Genomic DNA, 22006 nt, shown 5'->3' on the forward strand with positions numbered 1-22006 from the left:
GTTACCATGAATGCTGAATCCGTAATTGCCATAGCAGAGAGGGGTATCTACGTTACTCTCGTTGTATCAGGCCCATTACTGCTATTGGCCCTGGTTGTCGGCTTGATTGTCAGTATTTTTCAAGCGACGACCCAAATTCAAGAACAGACACTTGCATTCATTCCGAAAATTGTTGCCGTACTGATCGGCATCGTTTTCTTTGGGCCTTGGATGTTAACGAAGCTTGTGACGTATACTTCGCAGATTTTTTCAGATTTAACAAGGTTCGTAGGGTAGTAGAATGAAAGAGCTCGTACCTATACTATCGGTATATCTACTCGTTTTTGTGAGGGTTTCGGCATTTTTTGTCACGATGCCGCTGTTTTCATATCGAAATATACCAGCACAGCATCGAATCGCCTTTTCAGTGGTACTATCATGGGTCATGTACTATACGATCGACTCAAAGGCATTTGAAATTAACGGACAATACTTCCTTTTGATTATGAAAGAGGCCATGATCGGTCTTTTGATCGGTTTTGTAGCTTATATGATTGTAACGGCTATTCAAATAGCGGGGGGCTTCATTGATTTTCAGATGGGGTTTGCCATTGCGAACGTGATCGACCCTCAAACGGGAGCCCAAAGTCCTTTGACGGGGCAATATTTGTACACATTCGCCCTTTTGTTATTGCTCGCCCTAAATGGTCATCATTTACTGCTCGATGGGATTTTTTACAGTTATCAATTGATTCCGATCGATTCCCCTTGGATTCCGTTTGGAAATGAGAACTTAATCGAATATGTCATTACGTCCTTTAATTCTATGTTCATCATCGCTTTTCAGATGTCCATTCCTGTGGTTGCGACTCTTTTCCTTGTAGATGTGGCATTAGGCATCGTAGCGAGGACCGTGCCACAGTTAAATATCTTTGTGGTTGGGTTCCCCATTAAAATCGGGGTTGCCTTCATCGTGCTATTCATAGTCATGGGAGTCACATTTACGGTCATGCAGAAATTGTTTGAAATGATGTTTGTAACCATGAGGGATTTAATGAAAATCATTGGAGGCACATAAATTGCAGTGGCTATCATTAGACCTACAGTATTTCAGTGGGGAAAAGACAGAGAAAGCAACTCCCAAAAAAAGGGATGACGCCAGAAAAAAAGGTCAAACAGCGAAAAGTCAGGATGTCAATACGGCCATCATTCTGCTGGCTGTCTTTTTATTTCTGACTTTCAGTGCTTCCTATATAGGGGACATTGTGTTTGATTTATTTAATCAAACGTTTCAAGAATACATGCTCATGGATCTGACTGAAAATACCGTGCAAGTCATTACCATGGACCTGATGAAGGAGATCGCTCTGCTGCTTGGTCCGATTATGCTCGTCGCCCTTGTTGCCGGCTTGATCTCCAATTATATACAAGTCGGTGTCATGTTCACGACAGAACCCTTGCAGCCTAAGCTGGAGAAAATCGATCCCATTAAGGGATTTAAGCGAATTTTTTCCCTGCGTGCCATTGTCGAATTATTAAAATCCATCCTGAAAATTTCATTTGTAGGGGCCATTACCTTTGTCGTTCTATGGATGAACATTGACCGGGTGTTGAGTCTGTCCTTTAAATCGGTGGGGGATTCCTTGACGACCATGGCAAGTCTGACGATCCAGATGGGGATTGCAGCATCCCTTGCGTTATTATTCTTATCCCTCTTTGATTTTCTATATCAGAAATACGATTTTGAGAAGAATATACGGATGTCGAAACAGGACCTGAAAGACGAACATAAAAACGTTGAAGGGGACCCCCTCATCAAGTCTAAAATTAAGCAAAGACAGCGTGAAATGGCCATGCGGCGCATGATGCAGGAAGTACCCGAGGCAGATGTTGTGATCACCAATCCGACCCACTTTGCCATTGCCCTTAAATATGATGAGGATAAAATGGATGCCCCATACGTCGTGGCAAAGGGTGTTGATTACCTGGCACAGAAAATAAAATACATCGCAGGTGAAAATGACGTCGTCATGGTAGAAAACCGGCCGCTCGCCCGTTCGCTCTATGACTCGGCAGAAATCGGCGATAGCGTACCAGAAGAATTTTTCAAGGCAGTAGCAGAAATTTTAGCTTATGTTTACCGAATCAAAAACCAGATGTAAGCAGTTAGGAGAGAAACAATGTCAGCAAGAGATTTATCCGTTTTAGCAAGTGTCATACTAATCGTTGCCATGCTTATTATTCCATTCCCATCCTGGTTATTGAGCTTATTGATCATCATGAATATTTCACTTGCATTACTTGTCCTCCTAATCTCCATGAATATGAATGAACCGTTACAGTTTTCTATATTTCCATCCCTATTATTATTATTGACGCTTTTCAGATTGGGTCTAAATGTTTCCACAACGAGATCGATCCTTAGTAAGGGTGAAGCGGGGGACGTTGTGGAAACCTTTGGAACATTCGTTGTAGGTGGGAATATCCTTGTAGGACTTGTTGTATTCATCATATTGATCGTCATACAATTTATTGTCATCACGAAAGGTTCCGAGCGGGTGTCTGAGGTTGCCGCCCGTTTTACACTCGATGCCATGCCCGGGAAACAAATGAGTATCGATGCTGATTTGAATGCCGGGATGATTTCTGAGCACGATGCAAGAAACCGCCGTGAAAAAGTAGGGAGAGAAGCGGATTTCTACGGAGCGATGGACGGAGCATCCAAATTTGTAAAAGGTGATGCCATCGCAGGGATCGTCATCGTCTTGATCAACCTGATATTTGGGATCATCATCGGAATGACCCAACAAGGGCTCCCTATCGCAGAGGCAGCAACCCGTTACTCACTTCTGACAGTCGGCGACGGGATCGTCAGTCAAATCCCGGCTCTGTTAATATCGACAGCAACAGGAATTGTCGTGACGAGGGCTGCGTCTGAAGGAAATCTGGGACAGGATATCATGAATCAGCTTCTGGCATATCCTGTCATGCTCTATGTTTCAGGGTTCACCATTTTCATGCTGGGCATAGCCACGCCAATCAACGATATTTTGACGATACCGGTAGCAGCCCTACTCGGGATCGGTGGCTATATGTTGTCAAGGACGCCTAAAGAAAGTGAAACGGACATGATGGAAATGGAGGAAGAGGTGGAGCAGGACGAAATGAAGAGTCCTGAAAGCGTCGTAAACCTTCTCAATGTCGATCCGATTGAATTTGAGTTCGGATATGGATTGATTCCACTTGCAGATACAAACCAGGGGGGAGACCTTCTTGACAGGATCGTGATGATCAGACGACAATTGGCCATCGAGCTTGGCCTGGTCATCCCTGTTGTCAGGATCCGGGATAATATCCAGCTTCAGCCGAACGAATACCGGTTGAAGATCAAAGGAAATGAAATGGCCCGTGGGGAACTTCTCTTAGATCATTATTTAGCGATGAGTCCAGGGGTGGAAGATGAATCCATTGAAGGGATCGATACAATCGAACCGTCTTTCGGTCTCCCAGCTAAATGGATAGCAGAAGATATGAAGGAACAGGCAGAGATATTCGGATATACCGTGGTAGATCCTCCTTCTGTGGTGTCAACCCACATCACGGAGATGATCAAGAATAATGCACACGAACTTCTTGGCAGGCAGGAAACGAAGCAGCTCATCGATCATCTGCAGGAATCTTATCCGATACTTGTGGAGGAAGTGACACCGAATCCATTGACCGTAGGGGAAGTGCAAAAAGTACTCTCCAAGCTATTAAAAGAAAATGTTTCCATCCGGAATTTACCGATCATCTTCGAGACACTTGCCGATTACGGGAAGATGAGTTCAGATACAGATCTGTTAGCAGAGTATGTAAGACAGTCACTCGCAAGACAAATCACGAACCAATATGTACAAGGGGACACTACTTTAAAAGTCGTCACCATGAGCGGCAAGGTGGAGAAAATGATTGCCGATGCCATTCAGCAGACAGAGCACGGCAACTATTTATCCATGGATCCCAATGACTCGCAGGGCATTCTGGAAGCTGTCGCCTCTCAAGTGGAACAGCTTTCCCTTATGGAGGAATCCCCCGTCATTCTCTGTTCTCCTGCTGTGAGAATGTATGTAAGACAGTTAACGGAAAGATATTTTCCTCAGGTCCCGATCATTTCGTATAACGAATTAGAAGCAAATGTTGAAGTACAAAGTTTAGGGGTGGTGAATGTAGGATGAAAGTAAAGAAGTACACGGCTCCATCCATGAATGAAGCAATGAAGAAGGTCAGGGCTGAACTTGGTGAAGATGCAGTCATTTTAAATTCCAAAGTCTCATACACAGGAGGCTTTATCGGATTGTTCAAGAAAAAAATGATTCAAGTCATCGCAGCCATTGACCCGGAGGTTGAAAATGAAAAGCTTGAAATCAGCCGGGTGAAAACGAAGCAAGCTTCAACTGGGGTCATTCAACCTGCCTTGGAAAAAGAACAGCACGATTCCAATCGATTGGTAGAAACGGAATTAAAGGAATTAAAGCAAATGATTTCTTCCATGAATTCCAGGAACCATTTTGAGAAATTCAGTGATGATGTAAAGGAAGTTCTGCTTCACCTGAAGAAACAGGACGTTAGTGACGCTACCCTGTTTCAATTAGGAGATGCGATGGAAGAGAAAATCAAAAGTGAATCGGTTCAAACAGTCAATAAGGATGAATGGGCTTATAAAGAAGTGAAACGCTTTTTTTATCAATTTTTAAAAGAAATCACCTTTGGCGGCATAAGTTATAACCGGAAATATATCAATGTCATTGGCCCTACGGGTGTGGGGAAAACGACGACGCTTGCCAAAATGGCCGCTGAAGCCGTGATAGAGAAACGCATGAAAATAGCCTTTATCACTACGGACACCTACCGGATTGCTGCGATCGAACAATTGAAAACTTATGCGGGCCTACTGAACGTCCCTGTTGAAGTGGTCTATAAAATGGAAGACTTCAAAAAAGCAATCGAGAAGTTCGTGGACTACGATCATGTATTCATTGATACAGCAGGTCGTAATTTCAGGGAAAGGAAATACGTAGAGGATTTGCAAAAAATCATCGATTTTGATCATCATATGGAAACCTACCTGGTTCTGTCATTGACAAGTAAAGAGCGGGATATGAGGGAAATCATTTCTCAATTTTCTTCTATTGATATTGACCGTTTCATCTTTACTAAATCAGACGAGACATCAAGCTACGGTTCCATGATCAATATGATGTCTGAGGCGAAGATCGGTGCAGCATATGTAACGAATGGTCAGGATGTCCCCGAGGATATTACCGAGGTGAAAGAGGATGAGATCGTAAGTATGCTCATGAAAGGATTCAGCTATGAAAGATCAAGCATATAACCTGAGGAGGAAAATGCTCCACACGGGTTCTGAACCTGCTAAAACGATTGCGATCGTAAGTGGAAAGGGAGGGGTCGGGAAATCGAATATATCTACAAACCTCTCCATCCTCCTTGGTAAAGAGAATAAGAAGGTACTATTATTTGATATGGATATAGGTATGGGAAATATTCATATTTTACTTGGAAGTCATCATTCATACTCCATCATGGATTACGTTGAGGAAAAAGAACTAGATATCGACACGATTATATGTGAAAATATTCATGGTATCTCTTACATAAGTGGGGGTAATGGCCTAAAAAATATAGTGGAGTGGAAAGAAGAACAGATGGAACGCTTTTTCGAAGTAATGGAATATGCGATTCATAAGTATGATTATATTCTATTCGATATGGGGGCAGGTGCAACGAAGGAAACTCTTGAATTTCTCCTCGCCATGGATGAAATCATTGTTGTCACCACTCCAGAACCGACCTCCATTACCGATGCCTATTCTATGATGAAATACATCTACATGAAGGACGGGGAAAAACCATTCTATCTCTTATGTAATCGGGCGGAATTCAAGAATGAAGGGCTTCAAACCATTACTAGATTACAAGAAACAGTGAGGAAATTCCTTCACAAGGAAATCGTATCCCTGGGGGTACTTCCAGAGGATTCAGCTGTCAAGAAGGCCGTCGTTCACCAAACGCCGATCGTTGTGGGATATCCTGCATCAGCCATGACACTGAGCCTGCATACGATGGTTCATCGCCTGACAGGTACGAGGGAGTCTAAGGAGCATAAAGGGACGGGATTTGTAAGGACAATTCGAAAATTATTTTTTGGGAGGTAAAAGCCCTGAATGAAAAAGGTTCTAGTTGTAGATGATTCAGCATTTATGAGGAAACTTATCAGTGAATTTTTAACGAGCAGCAAACAGCTAGAAGTGATAGGGATTGCAAGGAATGGAGAAGACGCGATTGCTAAGATTAAGAGACTTCGACCCGATGTCGTAACCCTTGATGTAGAAATGCCGAAGATGAATGGGATAGATGCGTTAAAGAGAATTATGGAAGAGTGTCCTGTCCCTGTCGTCATGCTTTCTTCCACTACCATTGACGGGGCGGATGAGACTGTTAAGGCCATGGAACTTGGAGCTGTTGATTTCGTTGCGAAACCATCAGGGACCATTTCATTGGATCTTCATAAGATTCAAGATGAAATGGTGGAAAAAGTAGTGGCTGCAAGCAAGGTGAATGTGGCGAAAATAACCAGGGCGTTTCAGAGGGAGTCAGCAAATGACGCTGGAATCGGCTCAGTTGAAAGGACAGGAAAATTACCGGCTGATCGTACATGGGGTGTGAATTCCCCTAAGATGATTCTGATAGGAACTTCGACGGGCGGCCCCCGGGCATTACAAAACGTATTAACAGGATTACCCCGTCAGCTGGATGCGCCAATCGTTGTCGTTCAGCATATGCCGCCGGGATTTACAAGATCACTCGCCAACCGTTTGGATGGTCAAGCCTCGATCCATGTGAAGGAAGCCGAACACGGTGAAATCCTTGAGAAAGGAACGGCCTATATTGCCCCGGGTGGTGTACATACAAAGGTGGTTGAAAACGGAGGGCAATTATCGATCCAACTGTCGAAAGAGGAACCGAAAAATGGTCATAGACCTTCGGTTGACATCTTGTTCGAGTCTGCAAGCCTGATTCGAAACTATGCCAAAATAGCTGTGGTTTTGACTGGGATGGGAGCGGATGGTTCGGAAGGACTGGTCAAGCTTAAAGAACAAGGCGAAGTGAAAGCCATTGCAGAATCAAGGGAGACTTGTATTGTGTTCGGTATGCCGAAATCGGCTATCGCTACAGAGTTAGTGGACAGGGTGGAGCATATCGGGGATATCCCCCGATCAATAATGACGTACATGGTGTAGAGAGGTGTGGAGCACATGGAGCTTAGTCAATACCTAGAAGTGTTTATAGAAGAAAGTAAAGAAAATCTGCAAACCTGCAATGAGCAATTGCTTGAATTGGAGAAAAACCCGGAAGATCTTACGATTGTCAATGAAATTTTTCGATCTGCACATACACTTAAAGGAATGTCTGCCACTATGGGATATGAGGATTTAGCAAATCTGACCCATAAAATGGAAAATGTTCTAGATGCCATCCGTAATGAAAAAATAAAGGTGTCACCTGAAATACTGGATGTTGTGTTTAAATCCGTGGATGATCTTGAAGCTATGGTGCTCTCCATTGCCGATGGAGGAGATGGTAAGCGGAATGTCACAGAAGTGGTAGCGATGCTTGAGTCCATAGAAAAAGGGGAAAGTCTACACGCAGCACTTGTAGAGAGTGAGGTGTCTGCTACTGCGGAAGTGGTTGAAAGACAGACATTATCCATGCAATATGAAGCCTTTGAGCAAACGGTCATCCAACAATCCCAAGAACAAGGATTCCGCTGTTTTGAAATTTCCGTTTCACTCCGGGAGGATTGCCTGCTTAAAGCTGCACGGGTGTATATGGTCTTTGAGGTGTTGGGGAAATTAGGTGAAGTCATCAAGTCCCTTCCGACAGTAGATCAACTTGAGGAGGAGCAGTTCGACCATTCCTTCGTTATTGCCGTTGTGTCGAAAGAGGATGCCGTCCATATAGAGAATGCGGTGCGTAAAGTTTCTGAAGTGGACGAAGTCTCTGTTGTGGAACTCACGAGCCAGCATATCGAGAATCAGAATCAAGTAGAGGCTGCCGATACAGAACCTGCTCAGAAAGAAGCGGAAGTAAAAGGACAGGAGACTTCTAAACCTGCCGGGAATGTGACGAAGCATTCGAATCCTTCCAATAAAACGATCCGTGTAAACATTGAACGACTGGATGTCCTTATGAACCTTTTTGAGGAGCTGGTCATTGATAGAGGGAGATTAGAACAAATCTCCAAGGATTTGAATAATCCTGAGTTAAATGAAACGGTGGAAAGAATGACAAGAATATCGGGAGATTTGCAGAATATCATCCTGAATATGCGTATGGTTCCTGTTGAAACTGTATTCAATCGTTTTCCACGAATGGTCAGACAGCTTGCACGGGATTTGAATAAAAAAATCGAATTAGAAATCATCGGTGCAGAAACGGAACTTGACCGAACGGTAATAGATGAAATAGGGGATCCCCTTGTTCACTTGATACGAAATGCATTGGATCATGGTATCGAAATGCCGGAACTCCGTGTGAAAAATGGAAAGCCTGAACAGGGAACCGTCAAGCTGAAAGCGTATCATAGTGGGAATCATGTCTTTATCGAACTGGAAGACGATGGAGCAGGCATCAACAAAGAGAGGGTCCTCGAGAAAGCAATCCAGAAAGGAATCGTCGCAGAGGAAGCCGCTCATACATTAACCGATCGACAAATTTATGAACTCATACTTGCTTCAGGGTTCTCTACAGCCGAACAAATTTCGGATATCTCGGGAAGAGGAGTCGGATTGGATGTAGTAAAAGCGACGATCGAGTCTTTAGGCGGCTCCATTACGATTGATTCAACGGTGGGGCAGGGGTCATTGTTTTCTATTCAATTGCCACTCACCCTATCCATCATTTCCGTCATGCTGGTAGAAATCCAGGAAGAAAAGTATGCCATTCCTCTTTCTTCCATCATTGAGACGGCAATTGTGAAAAAGGAAGAAATCATGAAAGCTCACAATCAGAGAGTGATCGATTTCAGAGGAAAAGTCGTACCATTGCTGTTCCTTGAGGATGTATTTGAGGTACCGAAACATGTCAAGGATGAAGAATTGTATTCTGTTGTCATAGTGCGAAAAGGTGAAAAAATGGCCGGGTTGGTCGTCGATTCCTTTATTGGTCAGCAGGAAGTTGTATTGAAATCGTTAGGGAATTATTTAAACGATGTATTTGCGATCTCTGGTGCCACCATTTTAGGAGACGGGCAAGTAGCGCTGATCGTTGATTGCAATGCGTTAATAAAATAGGAGGTAAGGATAATGAGTGAAATCATAGATGCAGTGGAAGATCTAAAGCTTATCGTATTTCAATTGGTGGATAAGGAATACGCCATTCCAGTGCACCAGGTGCGATCCATAGAGAAGCTCGAACATATTACAAGAGTTCCGAGAACCGCTTCCTATGTTAAAGGCGTGATCAACCTGCGCGGGGTTGTGACTCCTATCATCGACTTAAGGAGCCGATTCGATTTACCCGTTTCAGAGCCGACTGACAGTACACGTGTGATCATTGCAGGATTAGAGGACAAAGAAGTTGGTCTGATTGTGGATGCTGCCAATGATGTACTGGACGTTGCGAGAGAATCGATTGAACCCTCCCCGGAAGTTGTGGGAGTCGTCGAAGCAGAGTACATCGGTGGAGTCGTAAAGCAAAACAAACGCCTGCTGATCATCCTCCATTTAGATAAAATACTTCAATCCATCTAAGGGGAGAGAATCGTTTGGGCTATGAAAAAAAGATCACATCGATGCATTTAGATATATTGAAAGAAATCGGTAATATAGGGGCGGGGCATGCTGCGACTGCCCTTTCCACCCTGCTTGATAAAAAGATTGATATGAAAGTACCGAGCGTTCAAGTCGTATCATTTGATCAAATGATGGACATGGCGGGTGGTCCTGACAATGTGGTCGTAAGCGTATTCTTACGGATTGAAGGGGAGGCGCCGGGAAGCATGTTCTTCCTATTGCCGCTTGAACAGGCTTCCATGTATATCCGAAGCATGATTCAGGACCGTTCCTTCTCGTTCAATGACCCCCCTTATTCAGAACTGGGGCTGTCTGCCATGCAGGAACTTGGGAATATTCTTTCTGGTTCATATTTATCCTCCCTGTCGGACTTTACAAATCTTAAGCTTCTCCCATCTGTTCCTGCTCTATCCGTTGACATGGCAGGTGCGATCATCGGGTTTGGATTACTGGAAATATCCCAGGTGAGCGATTATGCAATCGTCATAGACACGGCCCTGAAAGAAGAGGAAGGTGAGGAATCGGAAAGTGTGAAGGGTCATTTCTTCCTCCTGCCGGATCCCGATTCCTTTGAAATCATTTTTCAATCATTGGGTGTAAGCCTATGATGGGTACCAGCACTGTTGTAAGGGTCGGAATTGCGGATATGAATATCGTCGAGGACGGAGGCTCTATCCGCACCTCTGGCCTTGGGTCGTGCGTAGGGGTCGTTTTATATGATGAACATCTTAAGCTTGCCGGGATGGTCCATGTGATGCTCCCTCACTCCTCGATCGGAAATGAAACCAAACCGAATCCCGCTAAATACGCCGACACGGGAATCGAAGAACTCATAAGACTGCTGGGAAACCGTGGGGCATGTGTTAAACGACTTCAATGCAAATTGGCCGGCGGTGCTCAAATGTTTCAATTTCAATCGAAGAGTGACGTCATGAGGATCGGTCCTAGGAATGCGGAAGCTGTTAAAGCGGCACTATCAAAGCATGGAGTGCCTGTGGTTTCCGAGGATTTAGGCGGTAACAAAGGAAGAACGATCGAATTCTTTACGTCCACCGGGATTCTACAGGTGCGAACAGTAAATGAAGGTACAAAGGAATTGTGAGGTCATTCATTCTGCTCAGGTAAAATCAATCACTAAGCGGTTCCATGAAAGAATTAGTCAGCAAGGAGGATTCTTATGTCTCAACATTCCACTCGAACAGATGAACAACAATATTGGGAGAAATGGATCAACAGTCGTGATACAGAAGCCGGAGATATGTTGGTGAAAAAGTACATGCCACTTGTGTCGTATCATGTGCAGCGGATTTCCGTTGGCCTGCCAAGGAACGTCTCGAGAGAAGATATTAAGAGTCTTGGTTTGATGGGGTTGCTGGATGCACTTCAGAAGTTTGATCCTTCAAGAGATTTAAAGTTTGATACATATGCGTCGTTCCGGGTCAGAGGCGCCATCCTTGATGGGCTGAGAAAAGAAGACTGGCTTCCCCGGTCTACAAGGGACCGGGCAAAGAAGATCGAGGCCAGGACCGTGGAGCTTGAACAAACGCTATTACGCCACGTGACCGCAGAGGAAGTGGCCGCTTCACTTCAAATGACACCTGATGAAGTGTACCAGACCACAAATGAGCATTTCTTTGCCAATGTCCTTTCCATGGATGAGCAATTGACGGATGACGATCACGAATCTCAAAACTATTCCATTAAAGATCATAAAACGATTTCACCCGAAGACGAAGTATTGAAAAGTGAAAAACTGAATGAATTAGAGAAAACGATCTTGACCCTTTCAGAGAAAGAACAGCTTGTGTTAAGTTTATTCTATAAGGAAGAACTGACGCTGACGGAAATCGGTGAAGTCATGAGCTTGTCTACATCCAGGATTTCTCAGATCCATTCAAAATCCATTTTCAAATTACGAAATCTCCTGGGCTCATAAATGCTGTGAAAAATGAGGTTGCTATAACCCAAAAAGGATTACACACGGATGGACTGTCCCTGCAACATGCGCATATGGGAGCAGTCCTTTTACTTGCCGGGAAAACCAAGCTGAAAGAATGAATTAAATCAAACAAAATAGGGTGAGGACATGGTTACGTTTCTACTTTTTATATCTTTTCTTCTAAATATTGTTTCCCTGCTTTCAATCGTCATTTTATACTCCAGGCAAAACCGATTTGTAAACATGGAAAGAGAGCAAAAGAAGATCATCAGTGAAATGGAAGATATCATTTCAGCTTATCTGATTGAAATGAAAGAAGAAAATGATGAATTCATGCGTAAGATTAATACACAAGTACATAACGACAAAGAAAACATCCTTCACACCGAAGAAAATGAACAAGGTGATCCCGGGACATCTGAAAAGGTCACAAAGTGGACAGGTGCCGGATATAAGCGTGCTTCACAAGCTTATAAACAGATGAAGGACCATGGACCGGACCCCGATGATCAAACCAAAGAGTCGGTACAAGACCCCCTCCTGAAAAAAGTACTGACTTTAAAGGAAAAGGGGAAGTCAATTGAAGAAATTGCTGAATCTCTTGGAAAAGGTCAAACAGAAATCGAGCTCCTGCTGAAATTTCGTCAAATTATGTAGGAAGTCCTTGCCTGTCCGGGATAGGTATGCTATAGTATTCATGGTGTGATTACACACGTTTCCCGAGTGGGGTAGATGGTGCTATTCTGTAGAATAGTTTCTACTTTCCAGATGACGGAAACGGAGGAGAAAAACAAAAACCATTTAGGAGGAAACACACATGTCAGTAATTTCTATGAAACAATTGCTTGAAGCTGGTGTACATTTCGGACACCAAACTCGCCGTTGGAACCCAAAAATGAAGAGATACATCTTCACTGAGCGTAACGGCATCTACATCATCGACCTTCAAAAAACAGTTAAAAAGGTTGAAGAAGCTTATAACTTCGTGAAAGAGCTAGCTGGTAACGGCGGTAAAGTTCTTTTCGTAGGAACAAAGAAACAAGCACAGGAGTCTGTTAAAGAAGAAGCAGAACGTGCAGGTATGTACTACATCAACCAACGTTGGTTAGGTGGAACACTTACAAACTTCGAAACAATCCAAAAACGTATCACACGTCTTAAAAACATCGAAAAGATGGAAGAAGACGGTACGTTTGAAGTGCTTCCGAAGAAAGAAGTTGTACAACTTAAAAAAGAACATGAGCGCTTAGTTAAATTCTTAGGCGGAATCAAAGATATGAACACGCTACCTGATGCATTATTCATCATCGACCCTCGTAAAGAGCGTATCGCAGTAGCAGAAGCTCGTAAACTTCATATCCCTATCGTGGGTATCGTTGATACAAACTGTGATCCGGATGAAATCGATGTTGTCATTCCTGCGAATGATGATGCGATCCGCGCGGTTAAGCTTCTAACAGGTAAAATGGCGGATGCTATTTTAGAAGCTAAACAAGGTGAAGAAGCAGCTGTAGCAGCTGAGTAATCAACGAAAGGTGATAAGAGGGCTTACCCTTATCACCTTTTTTTAAAGAATATTCACATGTACCACACTCTAAAAGAGCGTTGGTACATTTATGACTCATACCTATTGGTCCCTGAAGTCTACATAGTCAAACTAAGGAGGAAACCCACTATGGCAATTACTGCACAAATGGTTAAAGAACTTCGTGAAAAAACTGGCGCTGGAATGATGGATTGTAAAAAAGCGTTAACAGAAACTGACGGAGATATGGACAAAGCAATTGACTTCCTGCGTGAAAAAGGAATCGCGAAAGCAGCTAAAAAAGCGGACCGTATCGCGGCTGAAGGAACTACTTACATTGCAAGCGAAGGAAACACTGCAATCATTCTTGAAGTGAACGCAGAAACAGATTTCGTTGCGAAAAACGAAAACTTCCAAAACCTTGTTAAAGAACTATCTGATCACCTTCTTGCTAACAAGCCGGCATCTGTTGAAGAAGCTCTTGAGCAAAAAATGGCAAATGGTTCAACTGTAAGTGAATTCATCAACGCTGCCATCGCAAAAATCGGTGAAAAGATCACTCTTCGCCGTTTTGAGATCCGTACGAAAGATGATAACGCTGCATTCGGTGAATACCTGCACATGGGTGGCCGCATTGCTGTTCTTACAGTAGTGGAAGGTACAACTGATGCAAGTGTAGCGAAAGATGTTGCCATGCACGCTGCAGCACTGAATCCTAAGTATGTTTCCCGCGACCAGGTTTCTGCTGAAGAAGTAGAACGTGAGCGTGAAGTACTTAAACAACAAGCACTAAACGAAGGCAAACCTGAAAACATCGTTGAAAAAATGGTAGAAGGCCGCCTTGGTAAATACTTTGAAGATATCTGCATCCTGGATCAAACATTCGTTAAGAATCCAGACCAAAAAGTACGTCAATACCTGGAAGCAAACAAAGCTACTTTAACTGATTTCACTCGTTACGAAGTAGGAGAAGGTCTTGAGAAACGTCAAGAAAACTTCGCTGAAGAAGTAATGAACCAAGTTAACAAATAAGATCAGCTAAAGTTGAACATTATTTAGTAGGGAACACCTAGTGTGTTCCCTATTTTTCAAGAAAAATTCTATTTTTATGGAGGTTCCCATGAGCGTTCCAAAATACAAACGTGTCGTTCTTAAACTTAGTGGAGAAGCATTAGCTGGTGATGATGGCTTCGGAATTAATCCTTCTGTCATTAAAAATGTAGCAGAAGAAGTAAAAGAAATCGCTGAACTTGATGTAGAAGTAGCAGTTGTCGTTGGCGGAGGAAATATCTGGCGTGGTAAAATAGGTAGTGAAATGGGTATGGATCGTGCATCTGCAGACTATATGGGGATGCTTGCGACCGTCATGAACTCTTTGGCTCTTCAAGACAGCCTTGAACAGCTGGGCATCGAGACGAGGGTTCAAACATCCATTGATATGCGCCAAGTGGCAGAGCCATACATTAGACGCAGAGCCATCCGTCATCTAGAGAAGAAACGGGTTGTCATCTTTGCGGCTGGCACAGGTAATCCATACTTCTCGACGGATACTACGGCTGCGCTCCGAGCGGCGGAAATCGAAGCAGAAGTGATTCTAATGGCTAAGAACAACGTAGATGGTGTATACTCAGCAGATCCTAAGAAGGACGAAACGGCTGTTAAATATGAAGAACTATCCTATTTGGATGTTCTGAAGGAAGGCTTGGCCGTCATGGATTCAACAGCGTCTTCACTATGTATGGACAATGATATACCGCTTATTGTATTCTCCATCATGGAGAATGGGAATATCAAGAGAGCCATCACTGGTGAAAATATCGGTACAATCGTAAGGGGGAAATCATAATGCCAAACACGATCATCACAAATGCAAAAGAAAGAATGTCCAAAGCCATTCAAACATTTTCTCGTGAATTAGCGAGCATCCGTGCGGGAAGAGCCAATGCTTCCCTGCTCGATAAGATCTCGGTTGATTACTATGGTGCACCTACACCAGTCAATCAATTAGCCGGAATCTCCATTCCTGAAGCCCGTATGCTCGTCATACAGCCTTATGACAAATCAGCTTTAGGAGACATCGAAAAGGCCATCCTGAAGTCGGATCTTGGGATTACGCCTACAAGTGACGGAAACATCATCCGTATCGTCGTTCCTGCTTTAACGGAAGAGCGACGCAAGGAACTTGTGAAGCTTGTCAAAAAAGAAGCGGAAGAGGCCAAGGTTGCCATCCGTAATATTCGCCGTGATGCTAACGATGAATTGAAGAAAAAAGAGAAGAACGGTGACATCACTGAAGATGATCTTCGTGGTTACTCTGATGATGTTCAAAAAGCGACGGATGAAAGTATCGTCAAAATTGATAACATTGCAAAAGATAAAGAACAAGAAATGCTGGAAGTGTAATCTTTCATAATCGAATCATTAGGGGCTGTCCTGTAAGTGAACTCATATTCCTTATGGGCCGGTCCCTTTGTTTTAACAGAAGACCAGACATAGCTTTCCTTTTCTCTGAGGAGCGTTTTGTCCCGGTCGTGTTTGGGCGAACGACCTGGAAAAACGACCTGAATATTTATATGAATATACATAATCTATTTTCTTAAAGATATCTTCCTTGTTTTTTGATATGATAGTAAAGGTAAATATTTTTTGGATTGTTGGTGGAGGATTTTTTATGCTAAACAAGCTTAAGCAATGGAAACGACAGCAAACTTCCGAGGAAGTGGATGATCGATTTCAGGAATTACTAAAACACCCGATTCCGGGTCATATAGCGATCATAATGGATGGTAATGGACGGTGGGCCAAAAAAAGGGCGTTGCCAAGGGTTGCAGGACACCATGAAGGCATGAAGTGTGTCCGCAGGATTACCAAATTGGCAAATGAACTTGGACTAGAAGCCTTGACTCTATATGCTTTTTCTACAGAGAACTGGAAACGCCCTAAAATGGAAGTCGAGTTCCTTATGAAATTACCAGAGGAATTTCTCGGGACGTTTCTTCCCGAATTGGTTGAAGAAAATGTACAGGTGAAGATGATGGGATCTCCGGATGCCTTGCCAGTCCATACGAAAACAGCCGTTAAAAAGGCCATGGATGCAACTAAGGATAATGACGGGCTTATCCTTAACTTTGCATTGAACTACGGCAGCCGGTCAGAAATCATCGATTCTATGAAGCATGTCTTAAAAGATGTCCAGAATGGAATACTAGATGAGAGCGATATAAACGAAGAAGTATTTTCAAGTTATTTAATGACAAAAGATTTAAAAGATCCAGACCTGCTTATTCGAACGAGTGGAGAAATCCGTTTAAGTAACTTTATGCTTTGGCAATTGGCTTATACGGAATTCTTTTTTACAGATGTACTGTGGCCGGATTTCGGTAAGGAACATTTAGTTGAAGCCATCGAGGCTTATCAAGGTCGTTCAAGAAGATTTGGTGGGTTACAAAGCGAGGAATCCTAATGAAACAAAGAATTATTACAGCAGTGGTAGCGGCAGCAATATTTTTACCAATCATCATTTTTGGTGAAACGCCATTCATCATTTTAATGTATCTGATTGCTTCCATAAGTTTATACGAGGCTTTAAAGATGAGGGGCCGATGGATTTTCAGCATCCCGGGCTTGTTGTCCCTTGCTCTTTTATGGGTGTTCCTCATTCCGACGGAAACGATCGGAATCATTGAAGATTTCGGTTACTCCAAGATTGAGCTTGCCTTTCTTGCCGTGTTATTATTTTTAACATATACAGTGGCGACCAAGAATCGTTTCAATTTTGATGATGTGGCGTTTTCACTTTTAAGCGTTTTATATGTGGGGATCGGTTTCTATTATTTCATGGAAATCCGTCTGGAAGGCGTGCAATTTGTTTTTTATGCGTTATTTATCATTTGGGCAACCGACTCGGGTGCTTATTTCATCGGCAGGGCAATGGGGAAAAAGAAGCTATGGCCGGAAATCAGCCCGAATAAGACCGTTGAAGGGTTCGTTGGCGGCATCATCTGTGCTGTCATCGTTGGCGTCATCATGACGTTTTTCACCGATCTTGATATGTCCATCCCTAAACTAGTGATCGTGACAGCGATTCTATCTATTTTTGGGCAAGTGGGGGACTTGGTGGAGTCTGCTCTCAAAAGGCATTACAAAGTGAAGGATTCAGGACATTTACTGCCGGGCCACGGTGGTATGCTGGATCGTTTCGATAGCTTGTTATTTGTTTTACCCCTCCTTCACTTTCTGTTATAGGGTGGAATGAAGGTGAGGAAGGTCGTAATCGGGAGGAGTGTAGTTGTTGAAGAAAATCAGCTTAATGGGTGCTACAGGGTCGATCGGGACACAAACCCTGGATGTCATTCGGGAACATCCTGAAGAATTTAGACTGACAGCTATGTCTGTCGGCAAAAATATAGAAGAAGCCAGGAAGATAATCACTGAATTCAATCCCAGGCTCGTATCTGTCCAGCGTAAAGAAGATGCTGAAACCTTATCGAGAGAGTTTCCTTCTTCTGTAAAAGTCCTTCATGGTGAGGAAGGATTAGTGGAGGTAGCGTGTCACCAGGATGCCGATATCCTTGTGAATGCGGTACTTGGGAGTGTAGGATTATATCCTACCCTTCAAGCCATCGAGGCCGGTAAAACGATTGCGATTGCCAACAAAGAAACCCTTGTGACAGCCGGTCATCTGGTTATGGAAGCGGCAAGGGCCAAAGGGACGTCCCTGCTGCCTATCGATAGTGAACATTCCGCAATCTTCCAGGCCCTTCAGGGTGAGAGTGAAAAGAATATAGAAAAGTTAATCATTACGGCGTCTGGTGGAAGTTTCAGAGATCGTACGAGGGAAGAATTGGTCGGTGTCACGGTACATGAAGCGTTAAATCATCCAAATTGGTCAATGGGGGCTAAGATCACCATCGACTCGGCATCCATGATGAATAAAGGGTTAGAGGTTATCGAAGCTCATTGGTTGTTCGATATCCCATATGACCGGATTGACGTTGTGCAACACAGGGAAAGCATCATTCACTCGATGATTCAATTTCATGACTCATCTGTCATGGCCCAACTTGGTACACCGGATATGCGTGTTCCCATTCAATACGCCCTTACCTATCCGGACCGGCTTCAAAGACCCGGTAAAAGGCTGGACCTTGTAGAAATAGGAAAACTCCATTTTGAAAAAATGGATTTAGATCGTTTCCGGTGCCTGGCTTTTGCATACGAAGCGGGAAGGATCGGCGGAAGTATGACGACGGTTCTGAATGCCGCAAATGAAGCAAGCGTAGCGCTGTTCCTGGATAATAAAATATCTTTCCTCGACATAGAAACATATATCGAAAAGGCTATGAATGCCCACCAGGTTATACATAGACCTGACCTTGAAACCATACATGAAATAGATCTCGAGACCCGTCGACTCGTTTCAGGTTGGGTGTAGGCAACGGTCTTTAGCATGTTTACACAGTCTGTTACGTAGAATGATAGTGGACATGTTTTTTACGGGATACTTTAACATTTAAATCTGTTACCAACAGGTTATAAAAAAGGTGGTTTTTTATTTGCAAACGGTGATTGCCTTTATTGTTATTTTTGGGGCTTTAGTATTTTTTCATGAACTTGGGCATTTAATCTTCGCTAAACGTGCAGGGATCCTATGCCGTGAATTTGCCATAGGGTTTGGTCCTAAAGTATTCTCTTATAAAAAGGATGAAACAACCTACACCATTCGTTTACTGCCTCTGGGGGGCTTTGTACGGATGGCGGGAGAAGATCCGGAAATGGTGGAGCTTAAGGCCGGTCATCGTGTGGGGCTTGTACTCGATCAGCATGAAAAGATCGTTAAAATTGTCATGAATAATAAAGATCGCTATCCTAATATTCGTGTCATCGAAGTGGAAGAAGCAGATCTCGAACATAGACTGCATATCCGTGGATATGAGGAAGACGAGGAAGAATTGAAAACCTTCCCGATTTCACGAGATGCGGTATTCATTGAAGATGGTGTTGAAACGCAAATAGCCCCATGGGATCGACAGTTCGCTTCCAAGACCCTTCCCCAAAGGGCATTGGCCATCTTTGCCGGACCATTATTTAATTTCATTTTGGCTTTCTTTATCTTTATCCTGGTCGGTCTATTACAGGGTGTACCTACAAACGACCCAGTACTTGGGGAATTGACCGAAGACGGGGCAGCAAAAGAGGCAGGTCTTCAAAAGAATGACATCGTCATGAGTATCGACGGGAAAGAAATATCCACCTGGGATGATATCGTGACGATTATTCAGAAGCATCCGGGGGATGAACTGAGATTCAATGTTGACCGGGATGGCTCCAATACTGAAATCCCTGTCACTCCAAAACCTCAGGAAATCGAGGGGAAAGAGATCGGGATCATCGGCGTTCACAGCCCCGTGGAGAAGTCGCCACTCAAGGTCGTCTCCAATAGTGCCCAGCAAACCTATGAATGGACCAAAATGATTTTTGTCCTATTAGGGAAGCTTGTATCTGGAGAATTTTCCATTGATGCATTATCAGGACCTGTCGGAATCTATCAATCGACAGATGTCGTAGCGAAATCAGGAATATACTATCTGATGAGATGGGCGGCCATCCTTAGCATCAACCTGGGAATCATGAATCTACTACCGATACCTGCCCTTGATGGAGGCAGACTACTATTCTTCGCCGTAGAAGCGGTCAGAGGAAAACCTGTAGATCGTCAAATGGAAGGAATGGTCCACTTCGTGGGATTTGCCCTTCTCATGGTACTCATGCTCGTCGTCACATGGAATGACATACAAAGATTTTTCCTTTAGAATTCAACGAATGAACCAAAACAGGCAGTTTCTCCCTTTGTAATCAAAAAATGAGGGTGTTACTGCCTGTTCATTTAAGTTAAAATAGTGAGAAGGAAATTCTTACACTACATAAATAATTTTACGGTATGAGGTGCTAGTAAATGAAGCAACAAAATACATTCATCCCGACACTGAGGGAAACACCTGCTGATTCAGAAATCAAAAGTCATCAGCTTCTCATGCGTGCGGGATTCATCAGACAAAATGCCAGCGGGATCTATAGCTTTCTGCCACTGGGAAATAAAGTGTTGAAAAAAGTAGAACAAATCATCCGTGAGGAATTGGATGCAGCAGGTGCTGTTGAACTGCTTATGCCTGCCCTTCAACCTTCCGAACTCTGGAAGGAATCCGGGCGCTGGGGAACATACGGACCGGAATTGATGCGTATGAATGATCGTCATGATCGTGAGTTTGCCCTGGGAGCCACCCATGAGGAAGTCATCACCAGCTTAGTGAGGGATGAAATTAAATCGTACAAACGCCTGCCCCTTACCATGTATCAGATCCAAACGAAATTCCGGGATGAGAAACGTCCCCGCTTTGGACTATTGAGGGGAAGGGAATTCATCATGAAGGATGCGTACTCTTTCCATTCATCATTTGAAAGTCTGGACGAGACGTATAATGCATTATTCAAAGCGTATTCCAACATATTCAGCCGGTGCGGTTTGAATTTCAGGGCGGTCATTGCTGATTCAGGTGCCATGGGCGGTAAAGATACACATGAATTCATGGTGCTATCAGAAGTTGGTGAAGATACGATCGCCTATTCCGATTCATCTGATTATGCCGCCAACATCGAGATGGCTGAAGTGGTGGATGCCTACACCCAATCCACAGAAGAGATGCATAAAATGGAAAAGCTATCAACACCTGATGTCAAATCCATTGAAGAAGTATCCTCTTTCTTATCCGTAGAGAAAGATCAATGTATTAAGTCGCTTTTATTTAAAGTGGATGATGAATTTGTTTTGGTATTATCCCGTGGTGATCACGAAATCAATGATATTAAAGTGAAGAATCTTCTACATGCAAGCGTGGTTGAGCTTGCTTCAGCTGAAGAAACGAAAGAGGTCACAGGTTGCGAAATTGGATCTGTCGGTCCCTGCTCGTCAAATGTGAAGATTGTAGCTGATCAGGCAGTCAAATACATTCGTAATGGTGTTACAGGAGCGAATGAGACAGGATATCATCTTACCAATGTGAATCCTGAACGTGATTTCGAGGTATCCCAGTATGCAGACCTGCGTTTCATTCAAGAAGGGGATCCTTCTCCTGACGGAAATGGGACGATCATGTTCGCAAAGGGAATAGAAGTGGGACATGTTTTCAAACTTGGAACTAGGTATTCAGATGCATTAGGAAGCTCATTCCTTGATGAAAATGGCCGTTCTCAATCCGTCATTATGGGCTGTTACGGTATAGGAGTCTCCCGTACCTTAGCTGCGGTTGCAGAACAATTCAACGATGACAGGGGTCTTTTATGGCCAACGAATCTGTCTCCATACGACCTTCATTTAATCCCAATCAATATGAAGGATGAAGCACAGGCCGCACTATCGAACGAACTTTATGACACATTTAAAGAAAACAGATATGATGTATTAATGGATGATCGGGCTGAACGTCCTGGAGTGAAGTTTGCCGATTCAGACTTGATCGGCCTGCCGATCCGCGTAACGGTCGGGAAGAAAGCCGGAGAAGGAATCGTTGAAGTGAAAGTTAGAAAAACCGGTGAAATGCTGGAGGTTCATAAAGATGAACTTCTCGCCAAGCTGCAAGAACTATTCAAGACTCTTTCTTAAATCTAAAAGGGCTCGACTTTAAAGGAGGCCATCCTTTTGCTGTCAGCCCT

General features: G+C 43.5%; 22 protein-coding genes. All 22 read left to right on the forward strand.

Annotated elements, in window-relative coordinates:
• Window positions 1-6 precede the first annotated feature (6 nt).
• The 22 genes from fliQ to BVI01S_RS09315 all read left to right on the forward strand — a co-directional run bounded on the left by fliQ (window position 7) and on the right by BVI01S_RS09315 (window position 21956).
• Window positions 7-276, forward strand: a complete 270-nt coding sequence (gene fliQ, locus BVI01S_RS09210; protein WP_034760208.1) for a flagellar biosynthesis protein FliQ — start codon at window positions 7-9, stop codon at window positions 274-276.
• A gap of 4 nt (window positions 277-280) precedes the next feature.
• Window positions 281-1057, forward strand: a complete 777-nt coding sequence (fliR, locus tag BVI01S_RS09215; RefSeq protein ID WP_034760206.1) for a flagellar biosynthetic protein FliR — start codon at window positions 281-283, stop codon at window positions 1055-1057.
• A gap of 1 nt (window position 1058) precedes the next feature.
• A complete protein-coding gene (gene flhB / locus BVI01S_RS09220; protein ID WP_034760205.1) occupies window positions 1059-2141 on the forward strand; it encodes a flagellar biosynthesis protein FlhB in 1083 nt (360 codons plus the stop codon).
• Between the two features lie 18 nt (window positions 2142-2159).
• Window positions 2160-4196 carry a flagellar biosynthesis protein FlhA gene (gene flhA / locus BVI01S_RS09225; protein ID WP_034760203.1) on the forward strand — a complete coding sequence of 679 codons (2037 nt, stop codon included), beginning with the start codon at window positions 2160-2162 and terminating at the stop codon, window positions 4194-4196.
• Entirely contained in the window at window positions 4193-5353 is a 1161-nt protein-coding gene (gene flhF, locus BVI01S_RS09230) for a flagellar biosynthesis GTPase FlhF (RefSeq protein ID WP_061809949.1), read from the forward strand. The genes flhA and flhF overlap by 4 nt, the downstream gene beginning before the upstream one ends.
• Window positions 5334-6194 (forward strand): MinD/ParA family protein, encoded by an 861-nt coding sequence (locus BVI01S_RS09235; protein ID WP_061809950.1) that lies wholly within the window; start codon window positions 5334-5336, stop codon window positions 6192-6194. Before flhF ends, BVI01S_RS09235 begins: the two co-directional genes overlap by 20 nt.
• Window positions 6195-6203: 9 nt before the next feature.
• Window positions 6204-7280: a protein-glutamate methylesterase/protein-glutamine glutaminase gene (locus BVI01S_RS09240; protein ID WP_034760199.1), complete on the forward strand. Its 1077-nt coding sequence runs from the start codon at window positions 6204-6206 to the stop codon at window positions 7278-7280.
• A 15-nt stretch (window positions 7281-7295) separates the two neighbouring features.
• Window positions 7296-9332: a chemotaxis protein CheA gene (locus tag BVI01S_RS09245; protein ID WP_034760195.1), complete on the forward strand. Its 2037-nt coding sequence runs from the start codon at window positions 7296-7298 to the stop codon at window positions 9330-9332.
• A 12-nt stretch (window positions 9333-9344) separates the two neighbouring features.
• Window positions 9345-9791, forward strand: a complete 447-nt coding sequence (locus BVI01S_RS09250) for a chemotaxis protein CheW (protein WP_034760192.1) — start codon at window positions 9345-9347, stop codon at window positions 9789-9791.
• A 14-nt stretch (window positions 9792-9805) separates the two neighbouring features.
• Window positions 9806-10441: a chemotaxis protein CheC gene (locus BVI01S_RS09255; protein WP_034760189.1), complete on the forward strand. Its 636-nt coding sequence runs from the start codon at window positions 9806-9808 to the stop codon at window positions 10439-10441.
• Complete coding sequence (locus BVI01S_RS09260) at window positions 10438-10935, forward strand: chemotaxis protein CheD (RefSeq protein ID WP_034760187.1); 498 nt, start codon at window positions 10438-10440, stop codon at window positions 10933-10935. Before BVI01S_RS09255 ends, BVI01S_RS09260 begins: the two co-directional genes overlap by 4 nt.
• 75 nt (window positions 10936-11010) lie before the next feature.
• Entirely contained in the window at window positions 11011-11769 is a 759-nt protein-coding gene (locus BVI01S_RS09265; RefSeq protein WP_034760184.1) for a FliA/WhiG family RNA polymerase sigma factor, read from the forward strand.
• A 150-nt stretch (window positions 11770-11919) separates the two neighbouring features.
• A complete protein-coding gene (locus BVI01S_RS09270) occupies window positions 11920-12429 on the forward strand; it encodes a DUF6115 domain-containing protein (RefSeq protein ID WP_034760181.1) in 510 nt (169 codons plus the stop codon).
• Between the two features lie 160 nt (window positions 12430-12589).
• Window positions 12590-13297, forward strand: a complete 708-nt coding sequence (rpsB, locus tag BVI01S_RS09275) for a 30S ribosomal protein S2 (RefSeq protein WP_034760179.1) — start codon at window positions 12590-12592, stop codon at window positions 13295-13297.
• Window positions 13298-13447: 150 nt separating this feature from the next.
• Window positions 13448-14329, forward strand: a complete 882-nt coding sequence (tsf, locus tag BVI01S_RS09280) for a translation elongation factor Ts (protein ID WP_034760176.1) — start codon at window positions 13448-13450, stop codon at window positions 14327-14329.
• Between the two features lie 88 nt (window positions 14330-14417).
• Window positions 14418-15143 carry a UMP kinase gene (pyrH, locus tag BVI01S_RS09285; protein WP_034760174.1) on the forward strand — a complete coding sequence of 242 codons (726 nt, stop codon included), beginning with the start codon at window positions 14418-14420 and terminating at the stop codon, window positions 15141-15143.
• Window positions 15143-15700, forward strand: coding sequence for a ribosome recycling factor (gene frr / locus BVI01S_RS09290; RefSeq protein ID WP_034760171.1), 558 nt, complete (start codon window positions 15143-15145; stop codon window positions 15698-15700). The genes pyrH and frr overlap by 1 nt, the downstream gene beginning before the upstream one ends.
• Window positions 15701-15968: 268 nt before the next feature.
• A complete protein-coding gene (uppS, locus tag BVI01S_RS09295) occupies window positions 15969-16760 on the forward strand; it encodes an undecaprenyl pyrophosphate synthase (RefSeq protein ID WP_061809951.1) in 792 nt (263 codons plus the stop codon).
• Window positions 16760-17542 (forward strand): phosphatidate cytidylyltransferase, encoded by a 783-nt coding sequence (locus BVI01S_RS09300; protein ID WP_034760164.1) that lies wholly within the window; start codon window positions 16760-16762, stop codon window positions 17540-17542. Before uppS ends, BVI01S_RS09300 begins: the two co-directional genes overlap by 1 nt.
• Before the next feature lie 46 nt (window positions 17543-17588).
• On the forward strand, window positions 17589-18731 hold the full coding sequence (gene dxr / locus BVI01S_RS09305) for a 1-deoxy-D-xylulose-5-phosphate reductoisomerase (RefSeq protein WP_061809976.1): 1143 nt from the start codon (window positions 17589-17591) through the stop codon (window positions 18729-18731).
• A 121-nt stretch (window positions 18732-18852) separates the two neighbouring features.
• On the forward strand, window positions 18853-20109 hold the full coding sequence (gene rseP / locus BVI01S_RS09310) for an RIP metalloprotease RseP (RefSeq protein ID WP_061809952.1): 1257 nt from the start codon (window positions 18853-18855) through the stop codon (window positions 20107-20109).
• A 143-nt stretch (window positions 20110-20252) separates the two neighbouring features.
• The gene (locus BVI01S_RS09315) at window positions 20253-21956 is read left to right on the forward strand and encodes a proline--tRNA ligase (RefSeq protein ID WP_061809953.1); all 1704 of its coding nucleotides are present in this window, start codon (window positions 20253-20255) and stop codon (window positions 21954-21956) included.
• The last annotated feature ends 50 nt before the right edge of the window (window positions 21957-22006 follow it).

The sequence above is a fragment of the Rossellomorea vietnamensis NBRC 101237 genome (assembly GCF_001591825.1).
GTDB lineage: Bacteria > Bacillota > Bacilli > Bacillales > Bacillaceae_B > Rossellomorea > Rossellomorea vietnamensis.

Bases quoted from the DNA above. Each gene is read 5' to 3' on its own strand.
- fliQ (WP_034760208.1), top strand. From the start codon at position 7: ATGAATGCTGAATCCGTAATTGCCATAGCAGAGAGGGGTATCTACGTT.
- fliR (WP_034760206.1), top strand. From the start codon at position 281: ATGAAAGAGCTCGTACCTATACTATCGGTATATCTACTCGTTTTTGTG.
- flhA (WP_034760203.1), top strand. From the start codon at position 2,160: ATGTCAGCAAGAGATTTATCCGTTTTAGCAAGTGTCATACTAATCGTT.
- flhF (WP_061809949.1), top strand. From the start codon at position 4,193: ATGAAAGTAAAGAAGTACACGGCTCCATCCATGAATGAAGCAATGAAG.
- BVI01S_RS09235 (WP_061809950.1), top strand. From the start codon at position 5,334: ATGAAAGATCAAGCATATAACCTGAGGAGGAAAATGCTCCACACGGGT.
- BVI01S_RS09240 (WP_034760199.1), top strand. From the start codon at position 6,204: ATGAAAAAGGTTCTAGTTGTAGATGATTCAGCATTTATGAGGAAACTT.
- BVI01S_RS09245 (WP_034760195.1), top strand. From the start codon at position 7,296: ATGGAGCTTAGTCAATACCTAGAAGTGTTTATAGAAGAAAGTAAAGAA.
- BVI01S_RS09250 (WP_034760192.1), top strand. From the start codon at position 9,345: ATGAGTGAAATCATAGATGCAGTGGAAGATCTAAAGCTTATCGTATTT.
- BVI01S_RS09260 (WP_034760187.1), top strand. From the start codon at position 10,438: ATGATGGGTACCAGCACTGTTGTAAGGGTCGGAATTGCGGATATGAAT.
- BVI01S_RS09265 (WP_034760184.1), top strand. From the start codon at position 11,011: ATGTCTCAACATTCCACTCGAACAGATGAACAACAATATTGGGAGAAA.
- BVI01S_RS09270 (WP_034760181.1), top strand. From the start codon at position 11,920: ATGGTTACGTTTCTACTTTTTATATCTTTTCTTCTAAATATTGTTTCC.
- rpsB (WP_034760179.1), top strand. From the start codon at position 12,590: ATGTCAGTAATTTCTATGAAACAATTGCTTGAAGCTGGTGTACATTTC.
- tsf (WP_034760176.1), top strand. From the start codon at position 13,448: ATGGCAATTACTGCACAAATGGTTAAAGAACTTCGTGAAAAAACTGGC.
- pyrH (WP_034760174.1), top strand. From the start codon at position 14,418: ATGAGCGTTCCAAAATACAAACGTGTCGTTCTTAAACTTAGTGGAGAA.
- frr (WP_034760171.1), top strand. From the start codon at position 15,143: ATGCCAAACACGATCATCACAAATGCAAAAGAAAGAATGTCCAAAGCC.
- uppS (WP_061809951.1), top strand. From the start codon at position 15,969: ATGCTAAACAAGCTTAAGCAATGGAAACGACAGCAAACTTCCGAGGAA.
- BVI01S_RS09300 (WP_034760164.1), top strand. From the start codon at position 16,760: ATGAAACAAAGAATTATTACAGCAGTGGTAGCGGCAGCAATATTTTTA.
- BVI01S_RS09315 (WP_061809953.1), top strand. From the start codon at position 20,253: ATGAAGCAACAAAATACATTCATCCCGACACTGAGGGAAACACCTGCT.